18 protein-coding genes are annotated in these 18473 nt (G+C 69.7%); 13 read left to right on the forward strand and 5 right to left on the reverse strand.

From position 1 onward, the window contains the following. Positions 1 to 261, forward strand: coding sequence for a hypothetical protein (locus tag ACLQ2O_RS29640; RefSeq protein ID WP_425837642.1), 261 nt, complete (start codon positions 1 to 3; stop codon positions 259 to 261). 199 nt (positions 262 to 460) lie between these two features. On the opposite strand, the gene ACLQ2O_RS29645 is transcribed toward ACLQ2O_RS29640, so the two are convergent. Then, the gene (locus ACLQ2O_RS29645) at positions 461 to 664 is read right to left on the reverse strand and encodes a hypothetical protein (RefSeq protein WP_425837645.1); all 204 of its coding nucleotides are present in this window, start codon (positions 662 to 664) and stop codon (positions 461 to 463) included. Beyond that, complete coding sequence (locus ACLQ2O_RS29650) at positions 661 to 873, reverse strand: hypothetical protein (RefSeq protein WP_425837647.1); 213 nt, start codon at positions 871 to 873, stop codon at positions 661 to 663. The genes ACLQ2O_RS29645 and ACLQ2O_RS29650 overlap by 4 nt, the downstream gene beginning before the upstream one ends. 155 nt (positions 874 to 1028) lie before the next feature. On the opposite strand from ACLQ2O_RS29650, the gene ACLQ2O_RS29655 reads away from it, so the two are divergent. Continuing rightward, positions 1029 to 1346 carry a hypothetical protein gene (locus ACLQ2O_RS29655; RefSeq protein ID WP_425837650.1) on the forward strand — a complete coding sequence of 106 codons (318 nt, stop codon included), beginning with the start codon at positions 1029 to 1031 and terminating at the stop codon, positions 1344 to 1346. Between the two features lie 81 nt (positions 1347 to 1427). On the opposite strand, the gene ACLQ2O_RS29660 is transcribed toward ACLQ2O_RS29655, so the two are convergent. After that, positions 1428 to 2255, reverse strand: coding sequence for a carbon-nitrogen hydrolase family protein (locus tag ACLQ2O_RS29660; protein WP_425837653.1), 828 nt, complete (start codon positions 2253 to 2255; stop codon positions 1428 to 1430). A 28-nt stretch (positions 2256 to 2283) separates the two neighbouring features. Between ACLQ2O_RS29660 and ACLQ2O_RS29665 the strand changes: the two genes are divergently transcribed. Further along, on the forward strand, positions 2284 to 2922 hold the full coding sequence (locus tag ACLQ2O_RS29665) for a GntR family transcriptional regulator (RefSeq protein WP_425837838.1): 639 nt from the start codon (positions 2284 to 2286) through the stop codon (positions 2920 to 2922). A 76-nt stretch (positions 2923 to 2998) separates the two neighbouring features. Next, positions 2999 to 3145: a hypothetical protein gene (locus ACLQ2O_RS29670; protein WP_425837656.1), complete on the forward strand. Its 147-nt coding sequence runs from the start codon at positions 2999 to 3001 to the stop codon at positions 3143 to 3145. A 1-nt stretch (position 3146) separates the two neighbouring features. On the opposite strand, the gene ACLQ2O_RS29675 is transcribed toward ACLQ2O_RS29670, so the two are convergent. Then, positions 3147 to 4481, reverse strand: coding sequence for an MFS transporter (locus tag ACLQ2O_RS29675; protein ID WP_425837659.1), 1335 nt, complete (start codon positions 4479 to 4481; stop codon positions 3147 to 3149). A gap of 138 nt (positions 4482 to 4619) precedes the next feature. On the opposite strand from ACLQ2O_RS29675, the gene ACLQ2O_RS29680 reads away from it, so the two are divergent. Together ACLQ2O_RS29680 and ACLQ2O_RS29685 are read left to right on the forward strand one after the other, a co-directional pair. After that, positions 4620 to 5303 (forward strand): DUF2848 domain-containing protein, encoded by a 684-nt coding sequence (locus ACLQ2O_RS29680; RefSeq protein ID WP_425837662.1) that lies wholly within the window; start codon positions 4620 to 4622, stop codon positions 5301 to 5303. A 29-nt stretch (positions 5304 to 5332) separates the two neighbouring features. Then, positions 5333 to 5662, forward strand: a complete 330-nt coding sequence (locus ACLQ2O_RS29685) for a cupin domain-containing protein (RefSeq protein ID WP_425837665.1) — start codon at positions 5333 to 5335, stop codon at positions 5660 to 5662. A gap of 21 nt (positions 5663 to 5683) precedes the next feature. Here the strand turns inward: ACLQ2O_RS29685 and ACLQ2O_RS29690 are convergent, their stop codons facing one another. Further along, a complete protein-coding gene (locus ACLQ2O_RS29690; protein ID WP_425837668.1) occupies positions 5684 to 7177 on the reverse strand; it encodes a leucyl aminopeptidase in 1494 nt (497 codons plus the stop codon). A 169-nt stretch (positions 7178 to 7346) separates the two neighbouring features. On the opposite strand from ACLQ2O_RS29690, the gene gcvT reads away from it, so the two are divergent. The 7 genes from gcvT to ACLQ2O_RS29725 all read left to right on the forward strand — a co-directional run bounded on the left by gcvT (position 7347) and on the right by ACLQ2O_RS29725 (position 18467). After that, positions 7347 to 8441 (forward strand): glycine cleavage system aminomethyltransferase GcvT, encoded by a 1095-nt coding sequence (gcvT, locus tag ACLQ2O_RS29695; protein ID WP_425837670.1) that lies wholly within the window; start codon positions 7347 to 7349, stop codon positions 8439 to 8441. A 502-nt stretch (positions 8442 to 8943) separates the two neighbouring features. Then, positions 8944 to 9081, forward strand: coding sequence for a hypothetical protein (locus ACLQ2O_RS29700; RefSeq protein WP_425837673.1), 138 nt, complete (start codon positions 8944 to 8946; stop codon positions 9079 to 9081). A gap of 932 nt (positions 9082 to 10013) precedes the next feature. After that, positions 10014 to 13028: a BTAD domain-containing putative transcriptional regulator gene (locus ACLQ2O_RS29705; RefSeq protein WP_425837675.1), complete on the forward strand. Its 3015-nt coding sequence runs from the start codon at positions 10014 to 10016 to the stop codon at positions 13026 to 13028. Positions 13029 to 13371: 343 nt separating this feature from the next. Then, positions 13372 to 14379: an ABC transporter permease gene (locus tag ACLQ2O_RS29710; RefSeq protein ID WP_425837678.1), complete on the forward strand. Its 1008-nt coding sequence runs from the start codon at positions 13372 to 13374 to the stop codon at positions 14377 to 14379. Between the two features lie 41 nt (positions 14380 to 14420). Beyond that, the gene (locus tag ACLQ2O_RS29715; RefSeq protein ID WP_425837681.1) at positions 14421 to 16178 is read left to right on the forward strand and encodes an ABC transporter substrate-binding protein; all 1758 of its coding nucleotides are present in this window, start codon (positions 14421 to 14423) and stop codon (positions 16176 to 16178) included. Between the two features lie 97 nt (positions 16179 to 16275). Beyond that, positions 16276 to 17268, forward strand: a complete 993-nt coding sequence (locus tag ACLQ2O_RS29720) for an ABC transporter permease (protein ID WP_425837684.1) — start codon at positions 16276 to 16278, stop codon at positions 17266 to 17268. Next, the gene (locus tag ACLQ2O_RS29725) at positions 17265 to 18467 is read left to right on the forward strand and encodes an ABC transporter ATP-binding protein (protein WP_425837687.1); all 1203 of its coding nucleotides are present in this window, start codon (positions 17265 to 17267) and stop codon (positions 18465 to 18467) included. The genes ACLQ2O_RS29720 and ACLQ2O_RS29725 overlap by 4 nt, the downstream gene beginning before the upstream one ends. Positions 18468 to 18473: the final 6 nt, after the last annotated feature.

Below are 18473 nucleotides of genomic sequence, written 5' to 3' on the forward strand. Positions count from 1 at the left end.
ATGACCGTTCAGGCAGGTGACCCGGGTCCGGTGATCGAGCGGCTGATCCGGATCGAGACCAAGCAGGACGTGGCGCTGCAGCAGTCGGCGGACCACGAGGGACGCATCCGGGCGCTCGAGCAGGACAACACCCCGGGCGGCCATCAGGACCACGAGGGCCGGATCCGGCGCCTGGAGCGAGCTGTCTGGATCTCAGCCGGTCTGGCCGCGGCCGGCGGTGGAGTGGTCGGGCAGTTGGTCGCCCCCCTCATCGGCGGGTAGCCCACGGACAGCAGCGCCCGCCGGACCCCTCCCGGCGGGCGCTGCGTTTCAGGTGTTGCATCTGCAACAGGTGCGAGATTCCTCGCACCTGCCTACCGGCCCCGGACCCACCAGCCGACGCAGCAGCCGATGACGAACGCGAAGCCCGTGATCAGGACCCACTCGACCAACGGCATCGAGATCCGGATCGCCTCGCCGATCACTGCTGCTGCTCCGGGTAACGGGCGTCCAGCTGATCCACGGCCAATTGGACGCCGTAGAGGGTGCGCCGAAGTTCGGCCTCGGCTGCCGCGAATTCCGCTGACGACGGGTCCTCCGCGTGGCTCTCCCGGAGAGCCTGGATCTCGTCGAGTGCCTCGTTGATGGCGTGCTCGATCTGGTCGAGCCGCTCCCGGCGGGTCACGACCGCTCTGTCTTGATGCGCTCGAGCGCGGTGATGCAGACCCGCAGCTCCGCCTCGACGGCGGCCATGTCCATCGTGGACGGGTCCAGGCGCGCATTCCAGCCGGCCTCATAGCCCTGGTCATAGCACCACCGCTCGGTCTCGGTGGCGGTCTCGAAGTCGTAGTCGGGCAGTCCCTGCTCAGGAGTGCTCTGGTTGGATGGGCTCACGGGCGGACCTCCAGTGTCCGTTCGAGGCCCTCGTCAGTGGTGGCTCACTGGCGGGGGCCGCTGTGAAGGATAGGGCGACCCACAACGCTTCCAACCAGCACACTTGTACGCTTTGAGTGCACAACGTTCACTCGCGAATAGGGGACACTTTGTCCATGAAGTGGTTCGGTCGCCGGCAGAGGCCGGGCACGATGCGCAAGTCGGACAACCCCGACCAGGCGCACCTGCGGGAGTTCGTCCAGACGCGCCAGGGCGTCGAGGGGTTCGTCGAGCCGCGCACCGCGGTGACGGAGTACACGCTGCTCCTGGTCGCCGTCGACGGTGAATGGACCCGTCGCCGGGTGCCCTCGGTCGAGTGGGCGCACAACTTCCTGAACAAGCTGGGCATCCCGTCGTACGACGCGGCCGTCGTGGGGTACCCGCCGCGGATGCGTGAGTACAACGCCCGCCAGAAGAAGAACGGGCTGGCTTAAAAGTCTGGCCCAAGAGCTCTGAGCGCTGTGGTGCTGGTGTGCGACTCGCGAACGCGGTGTGCTGGATGCGATCGGGGTCGGTCAGAGGATGGGCACGCGCTGGCGCGTGGTGGTGGTGAGGTTGACGTCGACTGTGCCTAGTAGCAGGCCGGTCTCGGAGCCCAGGCGGGTGTTGACTCGGCCCAGTGGGTCGGCGAGGACGCTGCGGCCGATGCCGAGTGGGTCGGTTCCTGCTGGGGGAGTCCATGCCTGGTCGCATGCCAGGAGCCAGGACTGGGCGTCGGATGCGCGGGCTCGGGTGAGCAGATCCCACTGTTCCTCCTTGCCGGGGCCGGCGCCCCATGAGGCCGGTACGACGATCAGTTGTGCGCCGAGGCGTCCCAGTGCGCTGAACTGGTCGGCGAAGCGCAGGTCGTAGCAGGTCGCCAGCCCGACGGTCACGCCCTGAAGATCGAAGGTCACCAGATCCTTGCCGGGGGCAACCAGATCGGACTCTCGTGAGCCGAAGGCGTCGTACAGGTGGATCTTGCGGTACGACGTCTCGACGCCGGGGCCGGTGGCGAGCAGTGTGTTGTGCACGCGGCCGTCGGTCGAGGGCTCGAACAGGCCGGCGATGACGACCACGCCGGCTTCCTCTGCGACCTTGCGTAGGCCGGTTGCGAACGGTCCGTCGAGGGGTTGGGCCACTGCTCGGAGGTCGCTGCCAAATGCCGCGAGCGTGGCTTCTGGGAGAGCGACCAGGGAGGCGCCGGCGTTGGCGGCCCGGCGTACGGCTTCGGTTGCTAGAGCTAGATTGGCGACTGGGTCTGCGCCGGTCAGGATCTGGGCGGCGGCGACCCGCAGCGTCGACGGCACGTCGCCCTGCGGTCCAGGCCGGCTAGCGGTCAGTGGCGTTGACTGGGATGTCATTAGCCCTCCTAGGCTGTATACATTGAGTATGCAATTGAGTGGGGACTCTGGCCGCGATCGTGCCTACCAGTACCTGCGGGGGACTGTGTTGAGCGATCCCGCGGTGTCCGGGACGTTCATCAACGAGCAGGCGGTCGCGACCGAGGTCGGGATCTCGCGGACGCCGGTGCGTGAGGCATTGCTGATGCTGGCTGCGGAGGACCTGGTCCAACTGGTCCCGCACCGGGGAGCGTTCGTCGCGCCGGTGCCGGGGCGGGAGATCGCCGAGATGATGCAGGCGCGCGGGGTGATCGAGTGCTGGGCGGCGACGTCCTGCCTGGCGGCCGGTACGACGCCGGTCGCGCCGATGTCCGCCGTACTGGAGCAGCAGCGGGCGATTGTCGAGTCCGGTGACGCCAAGGAGTTCATCGAGCTGGACAGCCAGTTCCACGCGCTGCTGATCGAGGCGGCGGGGAACTCGGTGCTCGGTCGCCTGTACGACAGCTTGCGGGCGCGGCACGTGCTGCTGGGGGTTGTGGCGCTTCGGCGTAGTGCCACTCGGCGGCAGGACGTGCTGGCCGAGCACCAGGCCATCGTGGACGGCCTGGCGTCCGGCGACACGGCGGCTGCCGAGGCGGCGATCCTCCGCCACCTCGACACCACCGGCAGCATCCTCATGCAGGGCTGAGCCGACTGGCTGGCTGCTGTAGCTGGGGATGTCGTCGGGCCGGGGCGTGCCAGGCCGGGTTCTACGGAGCTGGGCGGTGCTGGGCCGAGTCACGCGGGGCTGGGCCGGGCTGCGCCGAGTCATGCCGGGGCGAGCCGTCCAGGGCTCGACGGTGCTGGGCCGGGTCGTGCAGGGCTGGGCGGTGCACGACCCGGCCGCGCCGTACTGGGCAGCGGCGGCCTGACTCATGCAGTGGCTGCAGCGTCTTGCGGGCTGGCCGCTACGTCGTCCTGCACAGCCCGGCCGAGGCGCAGGCCTACCAGGGTGACCAGGCAGGCGACCACGATGTACGCCGCGATCACGTAGCCCGTGCCGGCCTTGGCCAGGAAGTACGTGAACGCCAGCGGGGCCAGGGCTCCGCCGATGACGCCGGCCAGGGTGTACGCGAGCGAGCTGCCTGTGTAGCGCAGCCGGGCGGTGAACTGCTCGGACACGAACGCCGCCTGCGGGCCGTACATCAGTGAATGGAACACCAGCCCGATCACTACACCAGGCAGCACAGTGGCCAGCGACGACGCGATGGCGAAGAACACCACGCTCCACACGGCTCCGCCGACCGCGCCGATCCCGTAGATCAGGCGGCGGCCGTACCGGTCGGACAACCAGCCCGACAGCGGGATCAGCACGACCTGGAACGCGGAGCCGACCAGTACGGCGGTGACTGCCTGGCCGCGGCTCATGTCGAGCTCCTGCGTCGCGTACGTCAGCACGAACACGGCGAACATCGCGTACAGCACGTCCGGCCCGACCCGGGCCAGGATGGCCGCGACCAGGCCGCGGCCCTGCGTGCGGAACACCTCGGTTACCGGTGCGGTCGGCCGGTCGCCGCGCGCCTCCAGCTCCTTGAACACCGGCGTCTCCTCCAGCTTGGTCCGGATCAGCAGACCGAACCCGACCAGTACGGCGGACAGCAGGAACGCGACCCGCCAGCCCCAGCTGAGGAACGCGTCCTCGGAGAGGGCGCCGGCCAGCACAGCCAGTACGCCGTTCGCCATCAGCGTGCCCAGCGGAGGTCCCACCTGCGCGGCCGACGCCCAGAAGCCGCGCTGACCGGCCTGGCTGAACTCGCTGCTGAGCAGGACCGCTCCACCCCACTCGCCGCCGACTCCGACGCCCTGCACGAAGCGCAGGAAGACCAGCAGGGCCGGCGCGATCGCACCGGCCTGGGCGTGCGTCGGCAGGAGCCCGATGAAGAAGGTGGCGACGCCGATCAGCAGCAGGGTCGCGACCAGCACGCGCTTGCGGCCGATCACGTCGCCGAGGCGGCCGAAGAAGATGCCGCCGAGCGGGCGGGCGACGTAGCCCACGGCGTACGTGGCGAACGCCTGGAGCGTGCCGGTCAGGGGGTCGCTGCCGGGGAAGAACAGGTCGCCGAAGACGAGCGCGGCGGCGGAGCTGTAGACGGCGAAGTCGTACCACTCCAGCGACGTGCCGGACAGGCTCGCGGCGAACGCCTTGTAGAGACTCCGGCGGTCGCCCTGGGACGCGGCCGCGGGCTGCGGACCGGACGTGGTGGGCACTGGGCCAGTGGGCGTTGGCATCGGGTGGACCTCCTCGGGACGATGCTCCATACTCGTCGTATACAACGTGTCACGCAAGCGGTGGTGTGAGATTTCTGCCGAGTGACACGCCGAGTAGCAGGCTCACAGGAGGTTCTGATGGCTCAGGTTCTGCGATTCACGCTCCCGGACGGGGCGGTGCGGGAGATCGAGGTGCGGTACGCGCTCAACGCCGGGTACGCCGGGCGGGACACCACGCAGGTCCAGCACCACGTCGACGAGCTGGCTGAGCTGGGCGTGCCGGCGCCGGGGCGGATCCCGACGCTGTACCCGCTGTCAGCGACGCTCGTCAGTCGGCCGGAGGTGATCCAGGTCGCCCACGCCCGTACGTCGGGGGAGGCGGAGTGGGCGCTGGTGGTCGGCGACGGGCCGGACGACCTGCTGCTGGCGGTGGCGTGCGACCACACGGATCGGGCGCTGGAGGTGCACGGGGTCGCGTGGAGCAAGCAGACGGCGCCGGACGTGCTCGGCGACGTCGCGTGGCCGCTGGCGTCGGTGGAGGGTGAGCTGGACGAGTTCACGCTGAAGGCGTGGGTGCGGCACGGCGGCGAGGAGCAGCTGATCCAGGACGGCACTCTCGCGCAGCTGCTGCCGCCGTCGTACTGGGTGAAGGAGCTGGGTGAGCTGCTGCGGCCCGGGACCGTGCTGCTGAGTGGGACGATTCCGATGATCGCCGGGGTGGACCAGTTCGCCGACGCGTGGCGGGTGGAGCTGAGCGACCCGCGGGGGCTGACCAGCAGGATCGAGTACGCCGTGGAGCAGCTCGCCGAGGCGTGGGACTGAGATGGGGCTGAGGCAGGGAGGGGACTGAGATGAAGGCCGAGCACGAGTTCTTCGCGGTCGACGGGGTCGAGTGGACCGACGCCGGCGGCGGGATCACGCAGCGAATTCTGAGCGAGGGGCCCGACAACGATCTCACCCGCATCGCCCGCTGGGCTCCGGGGACGGTCTCAGGCGAAGAGGTGATCCGGCACGAGTACTTCGAGGAGGTCTACCTGCTGGAGGGCTCGCTGACAGATCTCACCCTGGGCAAGACCTTCGGCGCTGGGGAGTACGCCGCCAGACACCCCGGCATGCCCCACGGCCCGTACAGCACCGCGGAGGGCTGCACGATGCTGGAGATCCGCTACCCGGTCGGGTAGCGGATCTCCAGCAGCTCAAACTCAGCTGGCCGCGGCGGCCAGTTCTACCAATGTGCGGACCGAGTAGCCGGTGCCGCCGGTGGGGGTGTAGCCGGACGGGCCGCCGTCGTTGAAGGCGGGGCCGGCGACGTCGAGGTGCACCCAGTCGATGCCGTCGGCAACGAAGTCGCCGAGGAAGGCGGCCGCGGCGAGGGCGCCGCCCCAGGGTTCGCCGGTGATGTTGGCCAGGTCGGCGACCTTCGAGTGCGAGCGCAGCTTGTCGAGCATCTCCGACGGGATCGGCAGCGGCCACATCGCCTCGCCGGCCGCGATCGCGGCGTCGACGACCCGCTCGCGGGCGGTGTCGGTGTTCGCGAACGCACCGGCCACCTTGGTGCCCAGGGCAACGACACAGGCGCCGGTCAGCGTCGCCACGTCGACGATCAGGTCGGGGGCGTCCTCGGACGCGCGGACCAGCGCGTCGCCGAGCACGAGCCGGCCCTCGGCGTCGGTGTTCAGCACCTCGACGGTCTTGCCGCCGTACATGGTCAGTACGTCGGACGGCCGCGCCGCCGAGCCCGACGGCATGTTCTCCGCCATCGCGGCGTACGTCGTGACCTGCACCGGCAGCCCGAGCCGCGCGATCGCGAGCGTCGCGCCGACGACCGCGGCCGCGCCGGCCATGTCGGCCTTCATGCTGATCATCCCGGACGCCGTCTTCAGCGACAGGCCGCCCGAGTCGAACGTGATGCCCTTGCCGACGAACGCCAGGTGCGTCACCGGCTTCTTCGGCGTGTAGCTGAGCCGGATCAGCCGCGGCGGGTTGTCCGAGCCCTGCCCGACGCCGAGGATGCCGCCGTACCCGCCCTTGGCCAGGGCCTTCTCGTCCAGCACCTCGACCTTGACGCCGTACTCCTTGGCCAGCTTCTGCGTGTGCGCGGCGAACTCGGCCGGGTGCAGGTCCGAGGGCGGCATGTTCACCCAGTCGCGGACCTGGTGGACCGCGTCGGCGACCACCTGGGCGCGCTCCAGCGCGGCCTTGGCATCCTTGTTGCGGGCCAGGTCGGTGAGCAGCGTCAGGTTGCCCGGGGCGTCGGTCGAGGCCTCGGACTTGTAGGCGTTGAACGAGTACCGGCCGATCAGGGCGCCCTCGGCGACGGCGCGGACGCAGTCGGCGTCCGGCGTCGGCAGCGCGAACGCGACCGACTGCGCGGTCTTCGCGGCCCGTACGCCGACGCCCGCGGCGGTACGCAGGTCCTCGGTCTTCAGCGCGCCGTCCGGCGCGGCCCCGAGACCGACCGCGATCAGCGTGGCCGACTTGCCCGTCTTCGGGCCGGGCACCTTGGTGACCTCACCGGCCTTGCCGGTGGCTCCGAGCCCGGACAGGACCTCCACCAGCCGGCCGTCGTACGCGGCGTTCAGCGACTCGGTGCCGGCCGGCAGCGCGACGCCGCCGTCGAGCTTGACCACACCGATGACGACGACGTCGGTCTTGACGCCGGCCGCATCTGACTTGCTCAGGGTGATGGTGCTCACGAAATCCTCAGTCCTCCTTGACCGGATGGCAGGTGCGCCGGTCGTGACGGTACGTGAATGCTGCGTCAGCATGCTACGTGGGAGCGCGGCACGAGATGCGTGCCACACCACCGAGCCTGCCCCATCGGGCTGTCCCGCGCGGCCAGGACCGTCAGGTAGGTTCCGCTGCATGACCAGCTTGAAGAAGTCCCCGCTGCACGAGCGGCACGTCGCCCTGGGAGCCAAGTTCGCCGAGTTCGGCGGCTGGGAGATGCCCCTGGAGTACGGCGGGGTGGTGGCCGAGCACACCGCGGTCCGGACCTCGGTCGGCGTCTTCGACGTGAGCCACCTGGGCAAGGCGACGGTCAAGGGACCGGGCGCCGCGGCGTACGTGAACTCCTGCCTGACCAACGACCTGGGCAAGATCGGGCCGGGCCAGGCGCAGTACACGCTGTGCTGCGCCGAGGACGGCGGCGTCGTCGACGACCTGATCGCGTACCTGCACGCCGACGACGACGTGTTCCTGATCCCGAACGCGGCCAACACCGCCGAGGTGGTTCGCCGGCTGGCCGAGCAGGCGCCGGACGGGGTCGTGGTGACCAACACCCACGACGACTACGCGATCCTCGCCGTCCAGGGGACGCACTCGGACGACGTCGTCGCCGCGATCGGGCTGCCGACGGGGCACGACTACATGGCGTTCGCCGTCGCCGACTTCTCCGGTACGCCGGTTGTGGTGTGCCGGACGGGCTACACGGGCGAGCGCGGCTACGAGCTCGTCGTACCGAACGACGCTGCTGTCGCCGTGTTCGACGCGCTGCTGGTCGCGGGGGAGCAGTACGGAATCGTGCCGGCCGGACTCGGGGCGCGGGACACGCTGCGGACCGAGATGGGGTACCCACTGCACGGGCAGGACATCTCGCCCGAGATCACCCCGGTGCAGGCGCGGTCGGGCTGGGCCGTCGGGTGGAAGAAGGAGCACTTCTGGGGCGACGCCGCGCTGCGCGCCGAGAAGGAGGCCGGGCCGAAGCGTGTGCTCCGCGGCCTGCGTGCTGTTGGCCGGGGGATCCCGCGGCCGCACATGACCGTCGGCGGGGCCGAGGGGGCTTTGGGTGAGGTCACTTCGGGCACGTTCTCCCCGACCCTGAAGAAGGGCATCGCGCTGGCGCTGCTCGACGCCGGCGTCAAGGAAGGCGACCAGGTGACGGTCGACATCCGCGGACGCCAGGAGGCGTTTGAGGTCGTCAAGCCGCCGTTCGTCACGGTCAACGTCCGCCAGGACTGAGCTGGTCGGGCTGGGTGCTCGGCCTGGGGGCGAGTGAGCAGCTAGAGGTCGCCTGCCGTGCGCCGGACAGAACCGCGGTGTTGATGCCGCCGCGGGCGGGTCTGCGGTGGTTGATGCCGCTGCGGCCGAGGTGCTGGTGTGGCGAGGTCGTTGTGGGGATGCAGGTGGGGGACTTGGTCGTAGCTGGGCGACCTGGTCGGTCAGCCGCGTCCGAGGGTGCGGGTAGCGCCGATGCGGGTGAGCAGCTACAGGTTGCCTGCCGTGCGGCCGGGCAGGTCCGCGGTGGCTGATGCCGCTGCGGGTGGATGGTGATGTGGAGAGCTTGCCGTGGGGGCGCAGGTCGGCGGCCTGGTCGCAGTCGGGCGCGCCCTGGTCGGCCCAGCGCGCCCGAAGGCGCCGGCTGGCGGCGGCGCGGACGTCCGGCTACAGGCTGCCTACGCTGCGGCCGGGCAGCTCTGCGGTGGTCGATTCCGCTGTGGCCGGGTGGTGTGGAGAGGTCCCGGTGGGGCGCAGCAGTGCTGCCTGGTCGCAGCTGGGCGGCGTGGTCGGCCCGCGGCGCCCGAAGGCGCAGGGTGACGGCGGCGTGGGCGAGCAGTTGCAGCTCGCCTGCCATGCGGCCGGGCAGGTCCGGGGTGGCTGATGCCGCTGCGGTGGGGTGGTGGCGTGGAGAGGACCCGGTGGGGACGCAGGTCGGAGGCGTGGGCGCTGCACCGCGCCCGACGGAGTGGGGTGGCGCAGGCGGGTGGGCGGCTTCAGGTCGCCGGCTGTGCGGCCGGGGAGGTCTGCGGTGGTTGATGCCTCTGCGGCCGGGTGGGGTGTGGAGGGGGCGTTGTGGGGTTGCAGGTGGGTGACTTGGGTGCAGCTGGCGACTTGGTCGGCCCGTCGCGCCCGAGTGCGTGGGGTGACGGTGGCGCCGGCGAGCAGCTACAGGTCGTCTGCTGTGCGGCCGGGCAGGTCCGGGGTGGCTGATGTCGCTGCGGCCGGGGCTTGGTGTGGAGAGATCCCGGTGGGGTGGCAGGTGGGAGGCGTGGTCGCCGCACCGCGCCTGACGGTGTGAGACGGCGCCGGCGCGCGCCTGTGATTGACGGTGCTGGGTGGCGGCGCAGGGTTCTGGTCGGTGGTGCTGGGTGGCGGCGGCGCAGGGTTCTGGACGGTGGCTCTGAGAGTCGCCGTGCAGGGGGAATGGATGGTGGCTCTGAGAGTGGCCGTGTAGGGGGATTGGCTGGTGGGTTTGGGCGGTGTGCCGGTTAGGGGTTCTGTGCCTGATGGACGGCGGCGGAGGGGTTTGATTCGGGCGGTGAGGTGGGTTCGTGGTGCGGCTGGGGTGCGGCAGTGGGCGTGGGGGGTTGTTGCTGTGCCGCACCAGGAGCGGCCAGGGGTGTTGGTGGGGAACTGATTGCCGGTGAGCAGGGTGGTGGTGATGAGGGTCAGGGCGGCTGTGACGGTGAACCATTGGCTGGGCACGCGCATCGACCTCTTCCGTGGGGCGCGGAGTGCGGCGGTGGGGCGTCGCGCGGACAGGATGCGGGCGGGCTGTTACCGGGGCCTTACCACCGGACTACGCTGCGGGCCGTGGAGTTTCGACTGCTTGGTCCTGTCCAGATCTGGGCGGAAGGGCACCAGGTCGAGTTGAAGCGGCGGCAGGAGCGTCTGCTGCTCGCCGTCCTGCTGCTGGAGTCCGGCAAGGCCGTGCCCGCCGATCGCCTGATCGAGCTGCTCTGGCCGGAGGAACAGCCCGGCAATCCCAAGCGCGCTCTCCAGGTTTACGTGTCCCGTCTGCGGAGCGTCCTGGCGACCGGTGACAGCAGACTGGTCAACGGCTCGCACGGGTATGCCATCGAGGGCGCCGGGGGTCGCACCGACGTGGAGCTGTTCGCCGCGCTGGTAGAGCAGGCCAAGCCGCTCGACGACCTGGAGCAACGCCGGAAGCTCCTGACGGACGCACTGGCGCTCTGGCGAGGCCCTGCCCTGGCCGACGTCGCTTCCGAGACCGTACGTCGACGGCTGTGCGTCGGCCTCGACGAGTCCCGCTGGGCCGCGCAGGAGCTGCGCCTGACCACTGAGCTGGCACTGGGGCGCCACCGCGAGCTCCTCCCCGAGCTGGCCGAGCTCACTGCCGAGCAGCCCACCAGGGAGTCGCTGGCCGAGGCCCAGATGCTTGCTCTGTACCGGTCCGGTCGCCAGACCGACGCGCTGGCGGCGTACGCCGAGCTGGTGCGGCACCTCTCCGACGAGCTTGGTGTCGAGCCCGGACCACAGCTGCGCGACCTCCAGGTCGCCATCCTGCGCCAGGACGAGTCCCTGGACTTCCGCGCCGCCGAACCAGGCCCACGCGAGCTCCCGGCCGACATCGGCGTCTTGGTCGGCCGCGACGCTGTACTGGCGGAGTTGACGGCACTTATACGGCGCACCCCAGTCCCAGCCCTGGCCGCAGCCCTGCGTTCGTCCGGAGCCCAGCGCCCGACCCGACCGCTGCCATCGACCGGAGCGCTGCCCCCGATCGAAGCACTCACCGGAGCCCTGCATCCAACCGAAGCACCTGCCGCGCTGCCCCCCACCCGGCAGCCCGCCTCGTTGCCAACGGTCATCTCCCTGTACGGCGCCGCCGGCACCGGCAAGTCCGCGACCGCCGTGCGCTTGGGCCACGCTTTGGCGGCGGAGTTCCCCGACGGCCAACTGTTCGCCAGGCTCCAGGACGTCAACGGCGAGCCGGTGCCGCCCGGCGTCCTGCTCGGACGGCTGCTCCGCTCGCTCGGCGTGGACAACCTGCCCGAGTCGGTCGAGGAGAGGTCGGCTCTGCTCCGGTCCACCCTGGCAGGCAAGGCGGTGCTGCTGGTCCTGGACGACGCGGCGGACGCGGCGCAGTTGCGCCCGCTGCTACCGGCCGACAGCCGGTGCGCGGTAGTCGTCACCTCCCGGCGGCCGCTGCTGGGTCTGGAGGACGCGATCCACCGCGAGATCAGCCCGCTCGACCACGCCACGAGTGCGGACCTGCTCGCCGCACTGTCCGGTCGTCCGGCCGATGAGCTGCAGGAGATCGTCGGCTACTGCGTCGGCCTGCCCCTCGCGCTGCGCATCGTCGGGGCCCGACTCAGCCTGATCCGCGAGGACGTGGCCGAGGTGGTCAAGTCCCTGGCCGACGAGTCCAGCCGGCTCGACTACCTGGTGGCCGGCGATCGCGCCGTACGAGCCAGCCTCGACCTGACCCTCCGTACGGCGGGGGAGACGGCGCGGCGGCTCTTCGGCTGTCTCGCGCTGGTCGGTGCGGACGAGTTCTCGGCCTGGGTCGCGGCTCCACTGCTCGATCTGGACGAGCGAGCAGCCCGGGCGGTTCTGGTCGAATTGGTGGCTCTCGGCCTGGTCCAGCCGCGCCGGACCAGCCCATCGACGTACGGCCTGCACGCGCTCGTCCGCGCCCGGGCGGTCGAGGAGCTGGACACCTACCCCGATCGCGAGACCGTCGAGACCCGGTACCTGCAGGCGGTACTGCGGCTGCTGGCGATCGCTGACGAGGAGATCGGGCCGATGGTCACGCGGCGGATGGAGTTCGACGCCGGCGAGGGACGGCCGCTCGAGGACACGGACCGGGCGGCGGCCGCCGGGGCCGACTGGCTGGAGATCGAGGCGCCGGTGATGGCGGCAGCGGTCGGTCTCGCGTCCAGCCGGCCGCGGCTGGCCGCGATGCTGGCGATGCGCCTGGACGACTTCCTCATGGTCCGGGACCTTCGCGAGCTGCGTGAGGAGGTGCTCGCCGTGGCGGACGCCGCAACCAGCGCCACGGATCCGGAGATCGAGTCCGAGGTCCTCCAGCGCAGGTTCGGCGCGGTGGCGCAGGGCAACGCGCCCCTGGAGGTCACGCGCGAGATCGGGCGCCGCGCGCTGGCGGCCGCCGAGCGCACCGGCAACCCCGAACGGCAGGCGGCCGCGCTGGCACAGGTCGCCTACGCGGCTACCGAGGCAGCCGACTACGAAGGCGCGATCGAGGCGGCCGATCGGATTCTCGCCCTGTCCGACCGGTGCGCCGACCCGGCGGCGGCCCAGGCACGGGCTCTGGACCAACTCAGCGTGGGCCTCAGAGCGACCGGGCGGACCTCCGAGGCGCTCGACGTCAGACGGCGGCTCCGGGCCGTCAGCCCGGCGGGAACGAGGATCCATGCCATCCGGCTGGTGCTGTTCGCCCAGGACCTGAGCAGCGGCCCGGGACAAGGTGCCGAGCACCTCGCCGAGCTGGAGGAGATCGTGGCGGAGGCCGGCGAGATCGTCGGCCGGATCGGCGACGACCTCGGCCGGGCGCACGTGGACGTCGTCGAGGCCCGGGCGCTGGTACTGCGCGGCGACTTCACCGCGGCGGCGAAGCTGCTCGACCAGGCCGCCGAAGTGTTCGCCGCCCGGCCGGATCCCTGGGGAGAGGTCCAGTTGTGCATGGGTCGGGCGTGGCTCGCGGTGCGGTCCGGCCACGGCGACGAAGGGCTCGGGGTGCTCGCGGCCGGGATCGACGCGATGGCCGCGATCGGCTACCAGCCGGGCGTGATCGAGCTCGGGCGCCAGGTGGAGCTGGCACGCACCGTCGATGCTCACTCTGCGTAGTGGTCGACTGAGCGATCAACTTTCTGCACTGTCTGTGACAATCTGGCACAAAATGGCCATTGTCGGTGCTGTGCCGCCGCAAATTGTGGACAAACAGTTGCGTAGCGTGAGCATTCGTTCCAAATGTACCGCCCTGGTACTCGTTCCGGTAACGATTTGTACACTGCTGCCGGAAGCCGCTGGCAACGCACCGGAGTGTCGGGCAGGCTAGCGCGCGGTTGTGCCGCCGGTGGTTGTCAAGGCGTTTCGGCTGCAACAAGTGGTACGACCCTGGGCCCGGCCCGATCTACAGACCGTGGCCGGTCCATCCCGGAATCTGGCTGACAGAGCTGACGGAGTGCGAATGAGCATCGGTTCACCCGACTCGACCGTAGGTGTCGAGGACCACCCGGCGTCGGCGGAGCCCGTACGCGACCCGAGTGTGGCGCACGGGAAATCGCCGACGCGGATCGCGATGGAGCGGCTGCGCAAGGACAAGCTCGCGGTGATCTGCGCGTGCATCGTGCTGTTCTTCATCCTGGTCGCGATCTTCGCCCCGCTGCTGGCCAAGCTCGAGGGCGGTGACATCGGCACCTTCCAGACCGACCTGGTCGACGCCTACGGGTTCCCGGTGAGTGGACCGACCGCCGACCACTGGTTCGGGGTCGAGCCGAAGACCGGCCGGGACAATTTCGCCCGCTGGGTGTACGGCGCCCGCCCGTCGCTGATCGTCGCCTTCGTCGCGACCCTGTTCGGCACCGTCGTCGGAGTCGTGATGGGCCTGCTGGCCGGCTTCCTCGGCGGCTGGGTGGACCGGGTGATCTCCTGGCTCATCGACTTCGTGCTGAGCCTGCCGTACCTGCTGTTCGCGATCGCGATGGTGCCGATCGTGGAGTCGCTGCGCGGCGGCAGCTTCAACCTGACCCCGGACGAGCAGGCCTCGACCCGCTTCTTCGTGCTGATCTTCGTGCTCTCGTTCTTCGGCTGGGCCGGCCTGGCCCGGATCATCCGCGGCGAGGTGCTGTCCCTGCGCGAGCGTGAGTTCGTGCTCGCCGCCAAGGCGATCGGTGTTCCCACCCGGCAGGTGCTGTTCAAGGAACTGCTTCCCAACCTGGTCGCCCCGATCGTGATCTCGGCATCGCTGTCGCTGCCGGCCTACGTGACCGCGGAAGCGGGCCTGTCCTTCCTCGGGGTCGGGCTGATCGAGCCGATCCCGTCGTGGGGGCAGACGATCGCCACCGCGACCAACTGGTTCAAGGCGGACCCGCTCTACCTGTGGCTCCCCGTCCTCGGCATCACCGCCCTCGTCCTGGCGCTCGCGCTGCTGGGCGATGCGGTGCGGGATGCCTTCGACCCCAAGACTCGCCGGTAATGCCGGCGTTGCCCCAGCGGCAGAAAAGGAGAAACACGACAATGCAGTGGAAACGGATCACCGCTGTCGCGGCGACGGTCATGATGGCCGCGGTCGCGTGCGGAAGCCCGTCGTCGAACAGTGGTGCCGGCAACAACAACACGGGCGACGCGGGCACGGCGCAGGAGAAGGCCACCGACCCGACCCTCAAGGGCCCGGCGCCGGAGGTCGAGGGCGCCAAGAAGGGCGGCACCGTCACGGTGCTGTCCGACGTCACGCCGGACACGTTCGACCCGACGGACATCTACTACACCGACGGCAACCAGATCGCCAAGCTGATGTACCGGTCGCTGACCCAGTACAAGCTGGACGACAAGGACCAGAAGCCGACCCTGGTGCCGGACCTCGCCGAGGACCTGGGCACCAAGTCCGCCGATGGCCTGACCTGGACGTTCAAGCTCAAGCAGGGCATCAAGTACATGGACGGCACGCCGGTCAAGGCCGCCGACTACGCGTACGCGATCAAGCGCTCCTTCGCCGGTGAGATCTTCGACGCCGGACCGAAGTACCAGACCCAGTTCTTCAAGGACGGCGAGACCTACAAGGGCCCGTTCGCCGACGGTGACAACTACGCCGGTGTCGAGACGCCGGACGAGTCGACGCTGATCATCCACCTGGCGAAGAAGTTCGACGACCTTCCGTACTACGCGGCGTTCCCGATGTTCACGCCGATCCCGAAGGCCAAGGACAACCAGAAGAACTACCAGCTCAAGCCGATGGCGACCGGCCCGTACATGGTCGAGCAGCTGAGCCCCGGTTCGCAGCTGAAGCTGGTCAAGAACCCGAACTGGGACGCCAACAGCGACCCGGTGCGGCACCAGTACCCGGACAAGTTCGACTTCAAGTTCGCCCAGGACACCATCAAGGTGCAGCGCCAGGTGCTGGCCAGCTCCGGTCCGGACGCGAGCGCGCTGAACTACTCCGACCTGGACGTCTCGCTGATCCCTGAGGTCAAGGACCAGGCGCAGATCATCCGCGGTGGCCAGCCGTGCAACCAGATGTACACGATGGACTCCCGGCGGATCCCGTTGGAGGTCCGCAAGCTGATTGCCAAGTCGTACCCGTACGACGAGTGGCGCAAGGTCGCCGGCCTGAGCCCGGACAGCGCGATCCCGGCCTCGACGATTCTGCCGCCGGCGGTTCCCGGCTACGAGAAGTACGAGCTGCCGGGCCTCACCGGTACCGGTAAGGGCGCGTCCGACCCCGCGATCGCGGAAGAGGTCAAGGGCGCGCTGAAGGAGCTCGGCAAGGAGAACTTCGAGCTCAGCTGGTACTACCAGAACGACGACAAGATCGCCACGCAGGTCAACCAGCTGCGGACCCAGGTGTTCACCGCGGCCGGCTTCAAGGTCAAGGCGATCGGCGTTCCGAAGGCCCAGATCCGCACCCTGACCGGTAAGCAGGACGCGCCGGTCAACATCGGCAAGACCCCGGCCGGCTGGTGCTCCGACTGGCCGAGCGGCACCAGCTGGTTCCCGGTGCTGTTCCGCTCCGACGCGATCAAGCTGGGCAACAGCGTCGGCCAGCTGCAGGTCCCCGAGCTGGACAAGGAGATCGACCGCGTGTCCGCGCTCGGTCCGGACGAGCAGCTGAAGGAGTGGAGCAAGCTCGACAAGAAGATCCTGCAGGACTACCTGCCGGTGCTTCCGCTCTACTACACCGCCAGCTCGTTCCCGATCGGGAAGAACCTGGGCCACGTCGTCAACGACCCGACCCAGGGCCTGCCCGAGTTCACCTCGATGTACCTGAAGCAGCCCTGATCCGGACTGCGGCCTGATCGCAACCTGATCATCTGATGGTGGGGTGGTGGCCGGACCTCGGTCCGGTCACCACCCCGATCGGTGAGGAGAATCCCTCGTGCTCTACTTCGTGGCGCGCCGCTTCGTCAGCGCGCTCAGTGTCGTGCTGGTCACGTTGATCGCGACCTTCACGCTGTTCTTCGTCGCGCCGACGGATCCGGCCGCGGCGATCTGTGGCGACCGCAACTGCACCCAGCAGCGGTACGAAGAAATCAAGAAGAACCTGCACCTGGACAAGCCCAAGGTGCAGCAGTTCGCCGAGTACACGGCGGGCATCTTCGCCGGGCGGACCTTCGAGACGTCCGGCGTCGTCACCGAGTGCAAGGCGCCTTGCCTGGGCTACTCGTTCAAGAACGACCGGCCGGTGACGGAGATGCTGTCCACCCGGATGCCGGTGACCGTCTCGCTGATCGCGGGGTACGCCGTCATCGTTCTGACCGTTGGTGTCTTCGTGGGCTCGATGGCTGCGAAGAGACGGGGGACCATCGGGGACCGGGCGCTGATGAGCAGCACCCTGATCCTCAGCTCGGTCCCGTACTACATCGTCGCGCTGATGATCTCGCTGTACCTGACGGTGCTCTACCCGATCCTGCCCCGGGGCGGCTACACGCCGTTCTCGGACAACCCGGCCAAGTGGTTCGTCGGGTTACTCACACCGTGGCTGGTGCTGGGGATCTACAACTGCACGCAGTACGCGCGCTACTCGCGCGGCTCGATGGTCGAGACCCTCAGCGAGGACTACATCCGGACCGCGCGCGCCAAGGGCCTGTCGGACCGGAAGGTCACCTACAAGCACGCGCTGCGCTCCGGCCTGATCCCGGTCATCACGATCTTCGGTCTCGACGTGGCCGCCAGCCTGGCGGGCGCCATCTTCACCGAGCGGATCTTCGACCTGCCGGGCCTGGGGAACCTGGTCCTGGACAGCCTGCAGAACTACGACCTGCCGGTGATCATGGGGACGGTGCTGGTCTCCTCGGTGATCCTGGTGGCGATGAACTTCCTGGTCGATGTCGCCTACAGCCTCGTCGACCCGCGGGTGAGGCTGGCATGAGCACACCCATCAACGAGCCGGGGAAGACTGGCGGCAGCGGAGAGGCAGGCTCGAACGTGAGCGACAGTGCAGCCGGCGGCGGTGCGAGCACCGTGGGCGCCGGTACGGCGGACGCCAAGCGCGGGCCGTCGATCGCGACCCGCGAGCGCCGGCAGGGATCGCTCAACCCGAGCGGCGAGACGCCGTACCTCGAGGTCACCGACCTGGCGGTCAAGTTCCCGACCGCGGACGGCCTGGTCAGCGCGGTGAACGGCCTGTCGTACGCCGTACCGCTGGGCCGGACGCTGGCGATCGTCGGCGAGTCCGGGTCGGGCAAGTCGGTCTCCAGCATGGCCGTGATGGGCCTGCACGACCGCAAGCGGACCCAGATCACCGGCTCGATCAAGCTCGGCGGCGACGAGCTGGTCGGACTGCCCGAGAACGACCTGATGAAGATCCGCGGCGACGCGGTCTCGATGGTGTTCCAGGACCCGCAGTCCTCGCTGCACCCGCTCTACACGGTCGGCAACCAGATCTCCGAGGCGTACCTGGTGCACCACAAGGTCTCCAAGGACGTCGCCAAGAAGCGCGCCCTGGAGATGCTCGACCTGGTCGGCATCCCGAACCCGGTCCGCCGGTACAAGCAGTACCCGCACGAGTTCTCCGGCGGGATGCGGCAGCGCGCGATGATCGCGATGGGTCTGGTCAACGACCCGAAGCTGGTGATCGCCGACGAGCCGACCACCGCGCTCGACGTCACCGTCCAGGCGCAGATCCTGGACCTGCTGAACAACCTGCAGAAGGAGTTCGGCTCGGCGATCGTGCTGATCACCCACGACCTGGGCGTGGTCGCCGAGATGGCCGACGACGTCCTGGTGATGTACGCCGGGCGCTGCGTCGAGTACGGCACCGCCGCCGACGTGCTGGCCCAGCCCCGGATGCCCTACACCTGGGGTCTGCTGGAGTCGATCCCGACGGTGTCGGCGGCCAGCGAGCGGCTGCGCCCGATCAAGGGGCTGCCGCCGAGCCTGCTGAACCTGCCCGGCGGCTGCTCGTTCAACCCCCGCTGCCCCTACACGGAGCGGGTCAAGGGCGAGCGCTGCACCACCGAGCTTCCCGAGCTGCTGCCGGTCGACGGCGCCGGCGCGCACACGTCCCGCTGCCACCTGCACGACAAGGCCTCGATCTACGAGGCCGAGGTCGCACCGAGACTGGGCTGAGGAGAG

Origin of the sequence: Kribbella sp. DT2 (assembly GCF_049844575.1) — a bacterium.
GTDB lineage: Bacteria > Actinomycetota > Actinomycetes > Propionibacteriales > Kribbellaceae > Kribbella.